At 58.5% G+C, this 18,165-nt stretch carries 14 protein-coding genes; 10 read left to right on the top strand and 4 right to left on the bottom strand.

Annotated elements, in window-relative coordinates; genetic code table 11:
• Nucleotides 1–49 precede the first annotated feature (49 nt).
• Nucleotides 50–1,189: a glycoside hydrolase family 105 protein gene (locus DXX3274_RS17725; RefSeq protein ID WP_042860893.1), complete on the top strand. Its 1,140-nt coding sequence runs from the start codon at nucleotides 50–52 to the stop codon at nucleotides 1,187–1,189.
• 70 nt (nucleotides 1,190–1,259) lie between these two features.
• Here DXX3274_RS17725 and DXX3274_RS17720 read toward each other — a convergent pair whose 3' ends face one another.
• Nucleotides 1,260–2,234: an MBL fold metallo-hydrolase gene (locus DXX3274_RS17720; protein ID WP_042860892.1), complete on the bottom strand. Its 975-nt coding sequence runs from the start codon at nucleotides 2,232–2,234 to the stop codon at nucleotides 1,260–1,262.
• 332 nt (nucleotides 2,235–2,566) lie between these two features.
• On the opposite strand from DXX3274_RS17720, the gene queE reads away from it, so the two are divergent.
• Nucleotides 2,567–3,238, top strand: a complete 672-nt coding sequence (queE, locus tag DXX3274_RS17715; RefSeq protein WP_042860891.1) for a 7-carboxy-7-deazaguanine synthase QueE — start codon at nucleotides 2,567–2,569, stop codon at nucleotides 3,236–3,238.
• Between the two features lie 39 nt (nucleotides 3,239–3,277).
• Here the strand turns inward: queE and queD are convergent, their stop codons facing one another.
• Together queD and DXX3274_RS17705 are read right to left on the bottom strand one after the other, a co-directional pair.
• Nucleotides 3,278–3,646, bottom strand: a complete 369-nt coding sequence (queD, locus tag DXX3274_RS17710; protein WP_033569254.1) for a 6-carboxytetrahydropterin synthase QueD — start codon at nucleotides 3,644–3,646, stop codon at nucleotides 3,278–3,280.
• A gap of 130 nt (nucleotides 3,647–3,776) precedes the next feature.
• The gene (locus tag DXX3274_RS17705) at nucleotides 3,777–5,111 is read right to left on the bottom strand and encodes a glycoside hydrolase family 28 protein (protein WP_042860890.1); all 1,335 of its coding nucleotides are present in this window, start codon (nucleotides 5,109–5,111) and stop codon (nucleotides 3,777–3,779) included.
• A 536-nt stretch (nucleotides 5,112–5,647) separates the two neighbouring features.
• Here DXX3274_RS17705 and DXX3274_RS17700 point away from each other — a divergent pair.
• Nucleotides 5,648–6,937 carry an ABC transporter substrate-binding protein gene (locus DXX3274_RS17700; RefSeq protein WP_084478825.1) on the top strand — a complete coding sequence of 430 codons (1,290 nt, stop codon included), beginning with the start codon at nucleotides 5,648–5,650 and terminating at the stop codon, nucleotides 6,935–6,937.
• Between the two features lie 18 nt (nucleotides 6,938–6,955).
• Here DXX3274_RS17700 and DXX3274_RS17695 read toward each other — a convergent pair whose 3' ends face one another.
• Nucleotides 6,956–8,677, bottom strand: coding sequence for a hypothetical protein (locus tag DXX3274_RS17695; protein ID WP_042860889.1), 1,722 nt, complete (start codon nucleotides 8,675–8,677; stop codon nucleotides 6,956–6,958).
• A 292-nt stretch (nucleotides 8,678–8,969) separates the two neighbouring features.
• Between DXX3274_RS17695 and cysJ the strand changes: the two genes are divergently transcribed.
• From cysJ to cysC, 7 genes are all read left to right on the top strand, one after another.
• Entirely contained in the window at nucleotides 8,970–10,793 is a 1,824-nt protein-coding gene (gene cysJ, locus DXX3274_RS17690; protein ID WP_042860888.1) for an NADPH-dependent assimilatory sulfite reductase flavoprotein subunit, read from the top strand.
• Nucleotides 10,793–12,508, top strand: a complete 1,716-nt coding sequence (gene cysI, locus DXX3274_RS17685) for an assimilatory sulfite reductase (NADPH) hemoprotein subunit (protein ID WP_042860887.1) — start codon at nucleotides 10,793–10,795, stop codon at nucleotides 12,506–12,508. The genes cysJ and cysI overlap by 1 nt, the downstream gene beginning before the upstream one ends.
• A gap of 12 nt (nucleotides 12,509–12,520) precedes the next feature.
• Nucleotides 12,521–13,255, top strand: coding sequence for a phosphoadenylyl-sulfate reductase (locus DXX3274_RS17680; RefSeq protein ID WP_042860886.1), 735 nt, complete (start codon nucleotides 12,521–12,523; stop codon nucleotides 13,253–13,255).
• Nucleotides 13,256–13,711: 456 nt separating this feature from the next.
• Entirely contained in the window at nucleotides 13,712–15,133 is a 1,422-nt protein-coding gene (cysG, locus tag DXX3274_RS17675; RefSeq protein ID WP_042860885.1) for a siroheme synthase CysG, read from the top strand.
• A 10-nt stretch (nucleotides 15,134–15,143) separates the two neighbouring features.
• The gene (gene cysD, locus DXX3274_RS17670) at nucleotides 15,144–16,052 is read left to right on the top strand and encodes a sulfate adenylyltransferase subunit CysD (protein ID WP_042860884.1); all 909 of its coding nucleotides are present in this window, start codon (nucleotides 15,144–15,146) and stop codon (nucleotides 16,050–16,052) included.
• An 11-nt stretch (nucleotides 16,053–16,063) separates the two neighbouring features.
• Nucleotides 16,064–17,491, top strand: coding sequence for a sulfate adenylyltransferase subunit CysN (gene cysN / locus DXX3274_RS17665; protein WP_042860883.1), 1,428 nt, complete (start codon nucleotides 16,064–16,066; stop codon nucleotides 17,489–17,491).
• Between the two features lies 1 nt (nucleotide 17,492).
• Nucleotides 17,493–18,116 (top strand): adenylyl-sulfate kinase, encoded by a 624-nt coding sequence (cysC, locus tag DXX3274_RS17660; protein WP_042860882.1) that lies wholly within the window; start codon nucleotides 17,493–17,495, stop codon nucleotides 18,114–18,116.
• Nucleotides 18,117–18,165: the final 49 nt, after the last annotated feature.

The following is an 18,165-nucleotide window of genomic DNA, read 5'->3' as shown; positions in this document are numbered from 1 at the left end:
CGAGAAGTCATCGATTGATAGGTAATGAAACTGGAATCGGATATCTGTTATGACCATTTTTCCTGTAAAACATAGCGCGCTGCTGCGCCAGCCCGAATACTTCATCTCCCGGGACGATTTAAAGGCGTTGATTTGCCGGGTAACCGACAATCTGATCAACATTGAAGATAAAACCGGTGAGTTCCTGCTGCGGCTGGATGACGGCCGGGTGATCGACACCAAAGGCTGGGCTGGCTGGGAATGGACGCATGGCATCGGGCTGTACGGCATCTACCAGTATTATCGCCAGACCGGCGATGAGCGGATGCGCGCCATCATCGATGACTGGTTCACCGCCCGGCTGGAAGAGGGCACGCCGACCAAAAACGTCAATACCGTGTGTCCGTTCCTGACGCTGGCCTACCGTTATGAAGAAACCGGCGACAGCCGTTGGGTGCCGTATCTCGAACGCTGGGCGGAATGGGTGATGTACGACATGCCGCGTACCCACAAGAACGGTTTGCAGCACATCGTCTACAACAGCGAAAACACCGATCAACTGTGGGACGACACGTTGATGATGAGCGTGTTGCCGCTGGCGAAAATCGGTAAGCTGCTCAACCGCCCCGAGTTTGTCGAAGAAGCCACCTACCAGTTCCTGCTGCACGTGCAGTACCTGATGGATCGCCAGAGCGGCCTGTGGTTCCACGGCTGGACTTTCGACGGTAACCACAGTTTTGCGCAGGCCCGCTGGGCGCGCGGCAACAGCTGGCTGACCATCGTAATCCCGGAATTCATCGAATTGCTGGATCTGCCCGAGCACAACGCCACCCGCCGTTTTCTGGTTCAGGTGCTGGAAAGTCAGGTGGAAGCGCTGGCGAAGTATCAGGACGACAGCGGCCTGTGGCACACCTTGCTGGATGACCCCACCTCTTATCTGGAAAGCTCGGCGACCGCCGGGTTTGCCTACGGTATCCTCAAAGCGGTGCGTAAGCGCTACATTGACCGTCGCTACGCCGACGTGGCGGAAAAGGCGATGCGCGGCGTGATAGCGAACATTAGCGAGAACGGGGAATTGCTCAACGTGTCCTTTGGGACGGCGATGGGTAAGGATCTGGACTACTACCGCCAGATTCCGCTGACCTCGATGCCATACGGCCAAGCGATGGCGATTCTGTGTCTGTCGGAGTATTTGCGCGTCTATCTGTAAAACGCGTCGAAGAGATAGCGAGTTTTGGACGGGCTTCCAGTGGAAGCCCGTTTTTTGAGGCTTGTGTGACTCACAACCCCGACAGACTGTAATTGACCGGCAACCAGCGGTAACCATTGGTCTTACCGTTCGCGTCATGCTGTACCGCCACATGACCGATGCCGGGGAACGGCATGTGCGCGCCCGCGACCCAGTAACCCTGTTTCACCGTTTCTTTCAGCAGTGCATCGCGGGTGCGAACCGCCTGCTCGCTATCAGAGTCAAACGCGATGGCGGTGTCCGGCAGCGGCATTTGTACCGCTTCGGCGTGTACGATATCGCCCCACAGCAGGACTTTCTGGCCGTCGCTGTTAACCAGGAACGATGTATGGCCGGGGGTATGGCCTGGCGTCGGCACGGCGGTAATGCTGGCGGGCAGTGACTGATGATCGGTGAAGGTTTTGAGTTTGCCGGCTTCGCGGATATGGCGGAACACTTCCTGCACGCGCTCAAATCCGGCTTTTTTGTCCTGCGGCGCTTTTTTCAGATTGTCCGGGCTTAGCCAGAAATCGGTGTCTTTATGGTTCACATAAATGGTGGCGTTGGGGTAAACCAGTTTTCCGTCGCTGACCAGTCCGCCGAAGTGATCGGCATGCAGGTGAGTCACCAGCACGGTATCGACCTGCTCCGGTTTGTACCCGGCCGCTTTCAGGTTGGCCAGCGTTTTACCGGTGGTTTTTCCGCCCAGCGCGCCGGTGCCGCTATCAACCAAAATCAGGTTTTTTCCGGTATTGATCAGAAACGCGTTGATAGAGGTTTCCACCTGCGGTTTCAGGTAGCTGGCTTCCAGCAGGCTGACGATTTTCTCCCGCGGTGTGCGGGTGAGCAGCTTGTCCATCGGCATGGTGTTGGTGCCGTCGGACAGCGCGGTGATTTCATACTGCCCGACCATCATGCGGTAATAACCGGGTTGGGTTTTAACCTGGGTGACCGCTTCAGCATTGGCGAATGCCGGAACCAGAGATAATGACAAACAGAAAACAGCAAGGGGCTTTAATAATGTCATCTTACATTTCCTTATTTGTGAATATACCTTTCATCTTCCACATTGCAGTTGGCAGCGTTCAAATCGGCTTACGCAAACCTGTCGCGCATTCCCGTCGCTTACTGCAGTAAGCAAGCCCAGGGGATTCGCGCTGTTGCCGCCTTCCCACAATGCGAGATCGATTGGGGATAGAGGTATGGTCGTATCATGTGCGACCTGTTGATTATTAACCGGGAATCGCACAGGCACAAATCTCAGGCAGTCGTTCTTTTTTGTTATTACATCCGGCGGTTTGGCATGGCTTGCACTATCGGCGATAATAGTGGTTTAGCCAGAAGGAATAATGAAACACGATGCTTTACCCGATTAACGAAATGTTCCAGACCCTACAGGGCGAAGGTTTTTTCACCGGCGTTCCGGCGGTGTTTATCCGTCTGCAAGGGTGCCCGGTGGGGTGCAGCTGGTGCGACACCAAACATACCTGGGAAAAACTGCCGGAGCGGCAGATTCCGCTGGCGGAGGTGCTGGTTAAAAGCGGGGAAAGCGACGCCTGGAGCGGTTCCAGTGTTGAGGAGCTGTTGCGGCAGATAGCGTTGCAGGGGTACAGCGCCAGACACGTGGTGATTACCGGCGGCGAGCCTTGTATCCACGATCTGACGCCGTTGACGCAGACGCTGGAGCAGCGGGGGTTCAGTACTCAGATCGAAACCAGCGGCACCCACGAAGTACGCTGCTCACCCGACTGCTGGGTGACGGTTTCTCCCAAAGTGAATATGCGCGGCGGGCTGGCGGTGTTGGATCAGGCGCTGCAACGGGCGAATGAAATCAAACATCCGGTGGCGCGCGAGCGGGATATTGAGGCGCTGGATGCGTTGCTGGCAAGACTGGATGACGAGAAGGCGCGGATTGTGGCGTTGCAGCCGATCAGTCAGAAGGACGACGCCACCCGGCTGTGTATTGAAACCTGCATCGCCCGCAACTGGCGTTTATCGATGCAGACCCACAAATACCTCAATATTGCCTGATGGGCGTCGTGTTAGCTGATAGCCGCGCAGGCCGCTGACTCAGTCGTCCTCGCCGCGGTAGACGCAACCGGCGGTGCAGGTTTCTTTGACGGTCACCGCGCTTAATAACGGCAGCGTCGGTTTGAGTTGCTGCCAGATCCAGCGCGCCAGTACTTCGCTGGTAGGGTTTTCCAGCCCTGGAATGTCGTTCAGGTAATGGTGATCCAACTGCTCCCAGGTGGGTTTGAATGCAGCTTTCAACTCGGCGAAATCCATCACCCAGCCGGTATAAGGATCGACCTCACCGGTAATTTCCAGACGAACCATGAACGAATGACCATGCAGGCGGCCGCATTTATGGCCGTTCGGCACATGGGGAAGCCGATGCGCGGCTTCGAACTGGAAATCTTTAAACAGTGTGGTTGGCATGGTGAGGCTCTCGTGTCATTCAAAAAACCGTCGCATACTACCGGAAAGTGCCGTGTTAAGCACGTTTCCTGACACCAAACTGTCCTTTCTGCCAGTATCAGCGCGCCATCCTGCCAGGTTGTCAATCGGGCTATTCCGTCAGTTCGATAACCGCATCGTGACTCCAGCCGATGGGCAACGGAGACGGACGCTGCAACGTCATGTTGTGTAACGTTAATCCGCTGACGCCGCGCGCAAACAGCGCGGGCAGCCCGGTTGGGTAGGTTTCCACCCCGTAAGCGCGCCCGGTATCCGGGTTGACCAGATAAGCGTTGTCCAGCCCCATGCCGGTGGGGCGCTCCGGGTTGCAGGGCGGGCGGACGTCGTACAAGCCCTGTTCCGGCGAATCGCTCGGTCGCTGTTCTAGCGTAATGCCGTCGAAATGAATATCGCGAATATAACCCGCCGGCGTACTGTGCAGGTTGATGGCGCCTTCGCTAACGCCGGACAGCCGCACGAAGCGCACATCCTCAATCACCCCGGGTTCAATCATCGGGTCGCGGTAACGCGCCGACACGAATACCGGGTCGGCCTTGCCCCAGTGACAGGGCGGTGCCGCGACGCATTCGAAGGTGATATCGCTGAAACAGATACGGCGAAACGCGCCGCCATCGCGGGAAATCAGGCCAATCCCCCGGTTGGAGTCGTAGATGACGCAGTGGCTGACGGTCAGGTCTTCAATGTCGGCGAAGGTTTCGGTGCCGATTTTCAGCGCACAGCTGCGCGAACGCAGCCGGCAGTGACTGACCGTCATTCGCTGGGCCTTATACTGCATGGCGGGGGGCTTGGCGGTGGTTTTGATGCACAAGGCGTCATCGGCGGCGCTCAGGTGACAGTGGTGCACCGTCACGTCCTGACAGCTGTCGAGGTTAAGCGCATCGGTGTTAGCCATAGTCATGTCGTTATCCACCGTCAGGCGTTCAACGTTGACCTGACGGCAACTCACCAGATGGACGGTCCACATCGGCGCCTGTTCGATGGTCACGTCCTGCAAACTGACCTGTTCGCAGTCCTCCAGCACCAGAATACGCGGGCGATGCTGCGCCGGCAGGCGATAGCCCTGCTCATCGGGCTCGGCTGAGAAGTAGGCGTCGGCGCTACCGGTGATTTTCCCTTTTCCGCACAGGGTGATGTTGCGCTGCCGGCGGGCGTACAGAAACGCGCGATCGGAAAGCTCGGCCACGCTGACGGTAGTGGTTTGAGCAAAATCGTCATAGCAGGCGCTGGCGATCAGTTCCGCTCCGGCGTCCAGTTGCAGGCAGAAATTCGAGGGCAGCCGTAATCCTCCCAGCAGATAACGCCCCGCTTCCACCACCAGCGTGCCGCCGCCTTGCGCAGTCAGGTCGTCGATCGCCCGCTGGAACAGCGCGGTGTCGGGGGTAACGCCGTCGGCGGCGGGCGTGTAGGAGCGAATGGATAGCCTCATGGTTTTTATCCTGTTTCGATAGGGGTACGGAGGTCATTCCAGCACGGTTTTTCACCGCAGGCAGCCGCGGTGCGGCGGGAAATCGCTCAGGGTTAGAGCGCCTTCACAGCCTGCCCAACGTAATCCGGCGGAATGTGAGCGTGATAACGTCATACTCGCCGCGGCCCAAGCGCGATGTGTGTTTCATCACGTTTTTATCCCTTCCGGCGACTGCGCATAGCGTTGGCGGCGCATGGTGTTTTGTTTTTGTTAAATAACTGTGAACTCGATCGCGCAACGTGTTCACAGTTGAAGGCAGGTTGTGAGGCAAGGGTGCAGCAATGCGTCGGACGGTGAACCCGCTTCCATGAAATGAGCGTTGCCGGGTTTGTCGACACGCATTTTTTCAGCCTGCTCCGCATAACGCGTATTTGGTCGTTCCCCGGCGCTGGTGAAGAAAAAAACAATCTGCCTATCTTGTTTCCCAGCGGGAGGTGCTCTGTACCTGCCTGATTACCCTTCCGCCCTGAAATAACAACATAAAGAGGATCGGGGACATGATGAGATTGCTGGTAGGACTGGTGTTGTTGGCGTTTACCGTACTGGGCCAGGTTCAGGCCGCGGAACAGGTGACATTGCGCATGTCCTGGTGGGGCGGCAACAGCCGCCATCAGGCCACGCTGGCCGCTATTGAAGCTTTTCAGAAAAAATACCCGGGGATCACGGTCAAAGCCGAATATACCGGCTGGGATGGCTACCTTTCGCGCCTGACCACCCAAATCGCCAGCGGCGAAGAGCCGGACGTAGTGCAGATCAACTGGAACTGGATACCGATCTTCTCCCGCACCGGTACCGGCTTTTACGATTTGAACAAACTGAAAGAGACCCTAAAGCTGCAGGATTTTCCGGCGGATGCGCTGACCACGGTGGACGGCAAGGTCAACGCCATCTCCACTTCGCTCAACGGGCTGGTGATGTATTACAACGTCGATACCTGGAAAAAGGCCGGTCTGGCGTACCCGACCACCTGGGAGGAACTGTTCCAGGCTGGCAAGGTGTTCAGGGATAAGCTCGGCGACAACTACTTCCCGCTGGCTTCCCCGGCGCAGGATAGCGGCGAGGGATTGCTGGAGCTTCTCAACACCTATATGACCCAGAAATTTCATATCGGCATGATTGACGAGCAGAACAAACGCTTCAATTACACCGAGGCGCAGTGGCTGGAAGCGTTTCGGTTCTACAAACGGTTGGTGGATGATCATGTCATTCCATCGGCGAAATACTACAACGCCTTTGGCAAAGCCGGGGTGTTTGAGACAAGGCCGTGGATCAACGGCGAATACGGCGGGGCGCAGCTCTGGGCCTCGGTGGTGAAGAAATACGCCGAACCGCTGGCGCCGCCCGCCAGACTGGAGCTGGGGCCGTACATGATGACGCCGGGTTCCGACAATCCGGGGCAATTTTTCAAACCATCGATGCTGTTTGCCATCAGCAAAAGCAGCAAACACCCGCAAGAAGCGGCGCTGCTGCTCAATTTCCTGATGAATGACCCGGAAGGCAGCCTGCTGATGGGCACCGAACGCGGCGTACCGCTCAGCCGGGTGGCGCGTCAGGCGTTGCAGGACAGTCAGCGGCTGGATACGCAGGATCTGGCGGTGAAAGGGCTGATGCAGGCGCTGGAAAAACCGATGCAGACGCCAGTGTCTTCGTATATTGAAGATCCGCAACTGGCCAGCCTGATTCTGCAAACGGTTGAACAACTGGATTACGGCAACAGGAGCGTGGAGACGTCGGCGAAGAATTTCAACGACATGGGCAACCGCATCCTGAAACGGGTGATCCGCTGATTTGCCGGCCCGGCGGCGTTACGTCTCGTGACGTGACGCCGCCTGATGACCGCCGCCGGTGTCCTGCGTCAGCGCAGTCAGCTGTTGTTGCAGGCTGTCTGCCAGCGCGCGCGGGCGGGCGGCATCAAACATGACGTGCATACTCACCGGGTAGTCCCGGTGTTGCAGGCAGAAATCGTCCATTTCATGCGCGACGCCGTAGAGCGCCTGAATATTGGTTTTGGCGATTTCACGCAGCGTCCAGTTGTTTTCCACCCGCTGGCAGTAGTGCAGGGTGAAAAAGGCTTTCTGGGCATGGACGAAGGCCCGGCAATAGAGCGCCAGCCCACGCCATTCCTGCAGCCAGCGTTGGCGCAGCGGTTCCGGCAGGTCGTGGTCGCGGGCAAACTGGCTGGCGGCCTGCTGGCTCTGGTCGGCCAACTGCCAGGCCGCGTCTTTCTCCCGCACAATCTGGTACAGATTCTGGGAAGCCAGTTCCGTTTCGCGGCGATCAAAGGTGATGTCGCGCCCTGAGCCGGGCAACCAGTGGTTGCGGTTGAGCTGACCGTACAGGCTCCACACCGCCTGGCCGTAGCTGGACGGCAGCAGGCTATGGCGGTGGAACACATGGTGACGGGCATACAGCGACAACGACAGCGCCTGCTGCGCCTGTTCCAGCAGGGCGCGCATGGTATGACAGACTGCATCGTCCGGCTGCCATTGCCAGCATTCCGCCAGCCACTGGCGAAAAAGTTCGCTTTCGTTAACCGGCGGCGCGCTGCCGTTCAACAGGCGTGCGCAGGCGAATAGCGTAAATTCGCTCAACGACCCCAGCACGCTGTGGTTATCGACGCCGTCCCAACTGATGCGGCAGGCTGCGCTGACGATGGCCGGGTTCTTTTCCCGACACCATAGCAACCGCCCCTGAATCTCGGTGTAACGCAGAAACGGCAGATTGCCCCAGCCGACTTCCTCGCCCGCCAGATCAAGCTCCACCCAGATTTCCCGGTCATCCAGCTCCAGCAGCGCCGGGTTGTTGGGGAATTCCGGCCAGAAGCGTTCCGGCGTCATCTTGATGGCGGCGGAGACGGTGGACGGCAGGCTGCGGATGGCTTCCAGTACGTGAGACATGTCGTGATGATTGGCCGGAAAGGCGCGCAAGACCAGATGACGTTGGTGGGCGTGGATAACTCGGGAGACGGCGGCAAACAGTTGCCGGTAGATCGGTTCGCTGTCTAGGGGGGGGGGGATTGTCGGCGGCATATTACCGCTTTGCATCTCTTCGCCGGGCGGCGGAGCAAAACGTATCAGGCTGTCGCTGTTGGAAATCGCCAGCATCAATCCACTCAAACGCGGGATCTGCTGCATCAGCAGATCCACTTTGGCGGCCAGATAATCGCACCAGAAATGGGTGTCGATACGGAACTGACGCGCATCGTCCAGCAACTGCGGGTGCTGCAACAACAGGTCGGTGGGGAAGGCCAGCTCTTTGCATTGCAGGTACAGCGCCAGCCCCTGTTCGCGGCAATAGGCGGCGACCTGATTGAGATAGACGCAGCGCGAGCGTTGCTGGCTGCTGATGCGATCGTCAAAGCGGGCATGTTGATAGGCGGGCGGCGTCACCAGCTTGTCCAGCAGGTCCGCCTGCCCCAGCACCAGCGTATTGAACCCATAACGGCGGGCGTAGTCCGCCAGCGCGGTAATGTGCCGCCAGTGCCAGATATCCTGGGTGTTCAGTTCCAGTGCGCGACGCTGCCACATAATCGGTGTGCTCCCTGAGCCACAGAGCATTGAGTATAACGCCAGCGCGATAGCGCAAAAGAAACATTAAAATAATCAATGCAGTAAATTGTGATCAATAACACTTAAAGCAATAAGTGTTATCAAAAAAACCATTTAGTCGTTTTGGTTATTAAATATTTCCATCATGTCTTTAATTGTTAAGATGGGGATGGTTACCTTATGTCCCATCTGACTTTCTATTTCATGAATTTGACTATTGCGGCAACCCGGCATTAGCGCCCGCGACCAGAACAAGGATACCGACACTACAATGACAACTCCGGCTTCTCCGACTCCGCTGCTCCCATTGAGCGCGGAGCAACTTTCGCGTCTTCAGGCCGCGACCGGTGATCTTTCACCGACGCAACTGGCCTGGTTGTCCGGCTATTTCTGGGGCGTTATTCAGCAACAGCCCGGCGCGGTTGCCGCTCCGGCCACAACGGCGGCGCCAGCGGTTGACGCAGCGCCGCTGTCGTCCATCACGCTGATTTCCGCCTCTCAGACCGGTAATGCCCGCCGCGTAGCGGAACAGGTGCGCGACGATCTGCTGGCGGCCGGCCTGCCGGTGACGCTGGTGAATGCCGGCGACTACAAATTCAAACAGATCGCGCAGGAAAAACTGCTGCTGGTCGTCACTTCGACGCAGGGCGAAGGCGAACCGCCGGAAGAAGCCGTAGCGTTGCACAAATTCCTGTTCTCGAAAAAAGCGCCGTCGCTGGCGGGCGCCGCGTTTGCGGTATTTGGCCTCGGCGATACCTCTTACGAGTTTTTCAGCAAGGCGGGTAAGGATTTTGACGGCCGTCTGGCGGAGTTAGGCGCCGAACGCCTGCTCGATCGCGTCGATGCCGATGTGGAATTCCAGCCGCTGGCGGAGCAGTGGCGTCGTCAGGTTGTGGAAACATTGAAGGCGCGCTTTGCCAGTCAGACGGCGGTGGCGGTGCAAACCGCGGCCAGCGGTCAGGTTAACGCCATCACCACCAGCCCCTATCACAAGGATGCCCCTTATACCGCGTCGCTGTCGGTCAACCAGAAAATCACCGGCCGCAACTCGGAAAAAGACGTTCGTCATATCGAAATCGATCTGGGCGACTCGGGTCTGCATTATCAGCCGGGTGATGCGCTGGGCGTCTGGTATGAGAACGATCCGGCGCTGGTGCAGGAACTGCTGGGATTGTTGTGGCTGAAAGGCGACGAATCCGTCGTCGTGGACGGCAATACCCTGCCGTTGAGCGAAGCGCTGCAACGCCATTTCGAACTGACGCAAAACACCGCGCCGATTGTCGCCAAATACGCGGCGTTGTCCCGCAACGAGGCGCTGCTGGGGTTGGTTGCCGATAAATCCGCGCTACAGCAGTACGCCCAGCGTACTCCGCTGGTGGATATGGTGCGCGAAGCGCCGGTGGAACTGACGCCGGAACAGCTCACCGGGTTGCTGCGTCCGTTGACGCCGCGCCTCTATTCCATCGCCTCGTCGCAGGATGATGTCGGCAGCGAAGTGCACATCACCGTCGGCGCCGTGCGTTATGAGTATGAAGGCCGTGCGCGTAGCGGCGGCGCGTCAGGCTATCTGGCGGACCAGCTGGAAGAGGACGGCGACGTCCGCGTGTTCATTGAGCACAATGACAATTTCCGCCTGCCCGCTAACCCCGAAACGCCGGTAATCATGATTGGTCCGGGCACCGGCATCGCGCCATTTCGCGCGTTTATGCAGCAGCGTGAGGCTGAAGGCGCCGGCGGCAAAAACTGGCTGTTCTTCGGCAACCCGCACTTTACCGAAGATTTCCTCTATCAGGTGGAGTGGCAGCGCTACGTTAAAGACGGGCTGTTGACGACTATCGATCTGGCCTGGTCGCGCGATCAGGCGCACAAGGTCTACGTACAGGACAAAATTCGTGAAAAAGGCGCGGATGTGTGGCGCTGGATTCAGGATGGCGCCCATATTTATGTTTGCGGCGACGCCAATCGCATGGCGAAGGATGTAGAGCAGGCGCTGCTGACCGTTGTGGCTGAACACGGCGGAATGGACGCCGAACAGGCGGATGAGTTTTTAAGCGAGCTGCGTCTTGAGCGGCGTTATCAGAGAGATGTGTACTAATGAGCGAAAGATATTCTGGTCCGCTGGTGGTCGAGGGCAAGCTGGCTGATGCCGAGCGTTTGAAGCTGGAAAGCAATTACCTGCGCGGCACGATTACAGAGGATTTGAGCGACGGCTTGACCGGCGGCTTTAACGGCGACAACTTTCTGCTGATTCGCTTTCACGGCATGTATCAGCAGGATGACCGCGATATCCGCGCCGAGCGCGCGGAACAGAAACTGGAACCGCGTCATGCCATGATGCTGCGCTGCCGCCTGCCGGGCGGGGTGATGACGCCGAAGCAGTGGCTCGGCATCGACCAGTTCGCCGGTGAAAAGACGCTGTACGGCAGCATCCGCATCACCAACCGCCAGACGTTCCAGTTTCACGGCATTCTGAAGTCCGACCTGAAATCCGCTCATCAACTGCTGCATGAGGTTGGGCTGGATGCGCTGGCGACCGCCAACGACGTCAACCGTAACGTGCTGTGCACCTCTAACCCGGTGGAGTCCGAGCTGCATCAGCAGGCCTATAAATGGGCGAAGACGATTTCCGAACACCTGCTGCCGCGCACCCGCGCCTACGCCGAGATTTGGCTGGATAAGGAAAAAGTCGCCACCACCGACGAGGAGCCGATTCTGGGGGCGACCTATCTGCCGCGCAAGTTCAAGACTACGGTGGTGATCCCGCCGCAGAACGATGTGGATCTGCACGCCAACGATTTGAACTTTGTTGCCATTTCAGATAACGGCCAACTGGTAGGTTTTAACGTACTGGTAGGCGGCGGTCTGTCTATCGCTCACGGCGACAAGGCGACCTATCCGCGCACCGCCAGCGAATTGGGCTATATTCCATTAGCGCACACGCTGGCGGTAGCTGAAGCGGTGGTGACCACTCAGCGCGACTGGGGCAATCGCACCAACCGCAAGAACGCCAAGACTAAATACACGCTGGAGCGGGTGGGCGTCGAGACCTTCAAACAGGAAGTGGAGCGCCGCGCCGGCATCGCTTTTGAGGCCGTTCGCCCGTACGCGTTTACCGGTCGCGGCGATCGCATCGGCTGGGTGAAAGGGATCGACAATAAATGGCACCTGACGCTGTTTATTGAAAACGGTCGCATTCTGGATTATCCGGGGCGCCCGCTGAAAACCGGTATGGCGGAGATTGCCAAAATCCACAAGGGCGATTTCCGATTGACCGCCAACCAGAACCTGATCGTGGCCGGCGTCGCTACCCGCGACAAAGCCAAAATCGAGGCGCTGGCGCGCCAGTATGGCCTGATCGACGACAGCGTCACCGAGCAGCGTCAGAATTCGATGGCCTGCGTATCGCTGCCGACCTGCCCGCTGGCGATGGCCGAAGCGGAGCGCTTCCTGCCGGAGTTTGTCACCAGGGTGGAAGCCATCATGCAGGCGCATGGCGTGGGTGATGACCATATCGTGTTGCGCGTGACCGGCTGCCCTAATGGCTGTGGCCGCGCCATGCTGGCGGAAATCGGTCTGGTGGGTAAAGCCATCGGCCGCTACAACCTGCATATCGGCGGCAACCGCGAAGGCACGCGTATTCCGCGCATGTATCGGGAGAACATCACCGAGAAAGAGATTCTGGCCGATATCGACCAACTGGTCGGGCGCTGGGCCAGCGAACGCGAGAGCGGCGAAGGGTTTGGCGATTTTGCGATCCGTGTCGGCATCGTTAAACCGGTGCTGGATCCCGCCGTTGATTTTTACGACTGACAGGAGAACCTGATGTCTATGTTGAATCTGGAGGCGCTGCGCGCCTTGCCCCAACCGGAACAGGCCGCCGCGCTGGCGGACGTTAACCAACAGCTGGAGAGTCTGTCCGCGCAGGAGCGCGTCAGCTGGGCGCTGGAAAACCTGCCGGGCGAGTTTGTGCTTTCCTCCAGTTTCGGCATTCAGGCAGCGGTGTGCCTGCATCTGGTTACCCGACAGCGGCCGGATATTCCGGTGATCCTCACCGATACCGGTTATCTGTTTACAGAGACGTATCAGTTCATCGATCAACTGACCGAACAGTTGGGTCTTAACCTTCAGGTTTACCGTGCCGCGCAGTCTCCCGCCTGGCAGGAGGCGCGTTACGGCAAACTGTGGGAACAGGGGCTGACCGGCATTGAGCAGTACAACCAGATCAATAAAGTCGAACCGATGGATCGGGCGTTGCAAGAACTGCGCGCCGGCACCTGGTTCGCCGGTCTGCGCCGTGAACAGTCGGGCAGCCGCGAAGGGTTGCCGGTACTGGCTGTCATGCGCGGCGTATTCAAGTTCTTGCCGATCATCGACTGGGATAACCGCACGGTGTACCAGTATCTGAAAACCAACGGATTGAGCTACCACCCGCTATGGGAACAGGGCTATCTGTCGGTGGGCGATACTCACACCACCCGCAAGTGGGAGCCGGGCATGAGCGAGGAAGAAACCCGTTTCTTCGGCCTGAAACGCGAATGTGGGCTGCATGAGGGCTGATGATCGTCTGTTGATATGATGCGTAGGGATGAATGTGACGGCTTCAGCAGCACAGAGTCGACTCATCCCGATCGCGGGTATCAACCAGACGATGATTAACCTGTATGATAATCACGGGTAGTTATCTGGCGTGACATTCAGCCGGGCGGTGCTACATCCCCAGCTCTGGCTTCAGGAAGTCCGGTGGTACCTACGTCAACAGCGTCTTGAAAATTACCAGCCGTATTTTTGTGAAACGTCACCGCCTGCGTGCTGATGTTTCCGCCTGCCCAAAGCAGGCCCAGGCGAACGCGAAGTGTAAAAATAGTCATGAAAACCGTTATTAAGCGTTTTTATTCTTTCCCGCATGGTTTGTTATTCCATTACGGAACTAATCATACTAATTCGGCATTTCATAACCTTTCTCTTCACGTTTTATAGTCGCTTTATAAAATTTTTAGCTTAGTAAAGGCATCTGTGAACTATCTCCCTATATTCGCCGATCTCCGGCAGCGCCCCGTGCTGGTTGTCGGGGGCGGCGAGGTGGCAACCCGCAAGATTGACCTGCTGCAGCGCGCCGGGGCTGATGTTCGGGTGGCGGCACGGTCGCTGTGCGAACCGCTGCACGAGCAGCATCAGACGGGCCGGCTGGCATGGGTGGCGCAGGAATTTTCGCCTGCGCTGCTGGATAACGTGTTTCTGGTGATAGCCGCGACCGATGACGCCGCGCTGAATGCCACGGTATTTGAGGAAGCCAATCGCCGTCAGTTGCTGGTCAACGTGGTGGATGACCAGCCCAAGTGCTCATTCATTTTTCCTTCGCTGATTGACCGCTCGCCGCTGATGGTGGCGATTTCGTCCGGCGGTCAGGCGCCGGTACTGGCGCGTTTGCTGCGGGAAAAACTGGAGGCGCTGCTGCCAGCCCGTCTGGGGCAGATGGCGGAGCTGGCCGGAAAGTGGCGTGGCCGCATCAAGCAGCGGCTGGCGTCGGTAACGGAACGGCGGCGTTTTTGGGAACGCATTTTTAGCGGTCGTTTTTCCAGTCTGGTGGCCGCCGGGCAACTGGCGCAGGCCGAGCAGGAACTGGAACAGCAACTGGCGCAGCCCGATATTCAGCAAGGCGAGGTGGCGCTGGTGGGCGCCGGGCCGGGGGACGCCGGTTTGCTGACGCTGCGCGGCCTGCAGGTGATTCAGCAGGCGGACGTAGTGCTTTACGATCATCTGGTCAGCGATGAGGTGCTGGATCTGGTGCGCCGCGATGCGGAGCGGATTTGCGTCGGCAAACGCGCCAGCGCGCATCTGCTGCCGCAAGACGAGATTAACGCGCTGCTGGTGAAGCTGGCGCAGGAAGGCAAGCGGGTAGTGCGGCTGAAAGGCGGCGACCCCTTTATTTTTGGTCGTGGCGGCGAAGAGCTGCAGCAGGTGGCGCAGGCGGGGATTCCGTTTCAGGTGGTGCCGGGCATCACCGCGGCGGCCGGTGCTACGGCGTATGCCGGCATTCCGCTGACGCACCGGGATTACGCGCAGAGCGTGATATTTATCACCGGGCACTGCCGCCCGGATGGCGACGCGCTGGACTGGTCGACGCTGGCGCGCGGCCGACAGACACTGGCTATCTACATGGGCACGGTCAAGTCGGCGGAAATCAGCCAGCAGTTGATCGCGCATGGCCGGGCGCCGCACACGCCGGTGGCGGTAATCGGCCGCGGCACGCGGCAGGATCAGCAGGTGCTGATCGGCACGCTGACGGAACTGGAACAACTGGCGCAGCAGGCTCCGACGCCGGCGCTGCTGGTGATTGGCGAGGTGGTGAAGTTACATCAACACATCGCCTGGTTTGGTGAACAAGCGCGGATGACGCCGCCTGACGGGCGCTCGGCCGTGGTGAATCTGGCTTAAGGTTAAGGTTATGGACGAGAAAAGACTCACGCATTTAAAACAGCTTGAAGCGGAAAGTATTCATATCATTCGTGAGGTAGCGGCTGAGTTCAGCAACCCGGTGATGCTGTATTCCATCGGCAAGGACTCCTCCGTGATGCTGCATCTGGCCCGTAAGGCGTTCTTTCCGGGCACGCTGCCGTTCCCGCTGCTGCATGTGGATACCGGCTGGAAATTCCGCGAAATGTACCAATTCCGTGATCGTACCGCCAAAGCCTACGGCTGCGAGTTGCTGGTGCATCGCAACCCGGAGGGGGTGGCGATGGGCATCAACCCGTTTGTGCACGGCAGCGCCAAGCATACCGACATCATGAAAACCGAAGGGTTGAAACAGGCGCTGGACAAGTACGGCTTTGACGCCGCGTTCGGCGGCGCCCGTCGCGACGAGGAGAAATCCCGCGCCAAAGAGCGTATCTACTCTTTCCGCGATCGCTTCCATCGCTGGGACCCGAAAAACCAGCGTCCGGAGCTGTGGAACAACTATAACGGCCAGATCAACAAGGGTGAGAGCATCCGCGTGTTCCCGCTGTCCAACTGGACCGAACTGGATATCTGGCAGTACATCTATCTGGAAAATATCGATATCGTGCCGCTGTATCTGGCCGCTGAGCGTCCGGTGCTGGAGCGCGACGGCATGTTGCTGATGGTGGACGACGACCGCATCGACTTGCAGCCCGGCGAAGTGATTGCCCAGCGCATGGTGCGTTTCCGTACGCTCGGCTGCTGGCCGCTGACCGGCGCGGTGGAATCGCAGGCGCAGACGCTGCCGGAAATCATTGAAGAGATGCTGGTTTCGACTACCAGCGAGCGTCAGGGACGGGTGATTGACCGCGATCAGGCCGGCTCGATGGAGCTGAAAAAGCGTCAAGGGTATTTCTGAGGAATCGTCAAATGAATCATAGTATTGCAAAGCAGATTGCCGATCAGGGCGGGGTTGAGGCTTATCTTCACGCGCAGCAGAACAAAAGCCTGTTGCGTTTTCTGACCTGCGGCAGCGTTGACGATGGCAAAAGCACCCTGATTGGCCGGTTGTTGCACGATACCCGTCAGATTTACGAAGATCAGCTCTCTACGTTGCACAATGACAGCAAGCGTCTTGGCACCCAGGGCGAAAAGCTCGATCTGGCGCTGCTGGTGGACGGTTTGCAGGCGGAACGCGAGCAGGGCATCACCATTGATGTGGCTTACCGCTATTTTTCCACGGAAAAACGCAAGTTCATCATCGCCGACACGCCGGGGCATGAGCAGTACACCCGCAATATGGCGACCGGCGCTTCCACCTGCGAACTGGCGATCCTGCTGATCGACGCGCGTAAGGGCGTGCTGGATCAGACCCGCCGCCACAGCTTTATCGCCACGCTGCTGGGCATTCGCCATCTGGTGGTGGCGGTCAACAAGATGGATCTGGTGGGGTATCAGCAGGCGGTCTTCGAGCAGTTCAAACAGGATTATCTGGACTTCGCCGGTCAACTGCCGACCGATCTGGATATCACCTTTGTGCCGATTTCCGCGCTGGATGGCGACAATGTCGCCACGCCGAGCACGACCATGAGCTGGTACCGCGGCCCGACGTTGCTGGATGTACTGGAGACGGTCAATGTCTCTTCCCGCAGCCTGAGCCAGCCGATGCGTTTTCCGGTGCAGTACGTCAGCCGCCCGAACCTTGATTTCCGCGGCTACGCCGGTACGGTGGCGTCTGGCGTGGTGCGGGTCGGACAGCGTGTGAAGGTGCTGCCGTCCGGCGTGGAGTCCAGCGTCAGCCGCATCGTCACCTTTGATGGCGACCTGCAGCAGGCGCAGGCGGGCGAAGCGGTGACGCTGGTGTTGTCCAGTGAAGTCGACATCAGCCGGGGCGACCTGCTGGTCGGCAGCGAAGAAACGCTCCAGCCGGTACGCAGCGCGAAGGTGGATGTGGTGTGGATGGCGGAGCAGCCGCTGGTGCCGGGGCAAAGCTACAACATCAAGATTGCCGGTAAGAAAACCCGCGCGCGGGTGGAAAACATCGACTATCAGGTGGAAATCAATACGCTGACCCAGCGGGTTACCGAGTCGCTGCCGCTCAACGGCATTGGTCTGGTTGAGCTGACCTTTGATGAACCGCTGGTGCTGGACAAATATCAGCAAAATTCGGTTACCGGCGGCATGATTTTCATCGATCGCCTGAGCAACGTGACGGTCGGCGCCGGGCTGGTGCGTGAGCCGGTCGAGCTGGCGGACGCGGAAGCCGGCAGCTACAGCGCTTTTGAGCTGGAACTGAATGCACTGATTCGCCGTCACTTCCCGCATTGGGGCGCGCGCGATCTGCTGGGAGGAAAATAACGTGGCGCAAACGCATTCCCGGCCGGGCGCGCCGGCCGACGACAATGTGGTGTGGCACGACCATGCGGTCACGCGCGAAGACCGTGAACGTCAACATGGGCACCGTGGCGTGGTGGTGTGGTTTACCGGGTTATCCGGTTCCGGCAAATCTACGCTGGCCGGCGCACTGGAGCAGGCCTTGTTTGCCCGTGGCGTCAGTACCTATCTGCTGGACGGCGATAACGTTCGGCATGGGCTGTGCCGGGATTTGGGATTCAGCGATGACGACCGGCGGGAGAACATCCGCCGGGTGGGGGAAGTGGCCCGGTTGATGGTCGATGCCGGGCTGGTTGTATTAACCGCCTTTATCTCTCCGCACCGTGCTGAACGGCAGATGGTACGTGAACTGCTTGATCAGGAGCAGTTTCTTGAAGTGTTCGTCGATACGCCGTTGGCTATTTGTGAAGCCCGCGACCCTAAAGGTTTATACCGGAAAGCCCGTGCCGGCGAGTTGCGCAATTTCACCGGTATCGATGCAGTTTATGAGGCGCCGGAACAGCCGGAGTTGCATCTGGACGGCCAACAATTGGTAACAAATTTAGTCGCTGAATTATTAGATATGCTGCACGGTCGAGCTATCATCTAAGCCTCAGCTTGCCCCTTTGCAGGCGCTACGGTATGCGTGTTTTGCCTCG

Source organism: Dickeya sp. NCPPB 3274 (genome assembly GCF_000406205.1).
GTDB lineage: Bacteria > Pseudomonadota > Gammaproteobacteria > Enterobacterales > Enterobacteriaceae > Dickeya > Dickeya fangzhongdai.
This window is presented reverse-complemented; position numbering and strand designations above follow the sequence as displayed.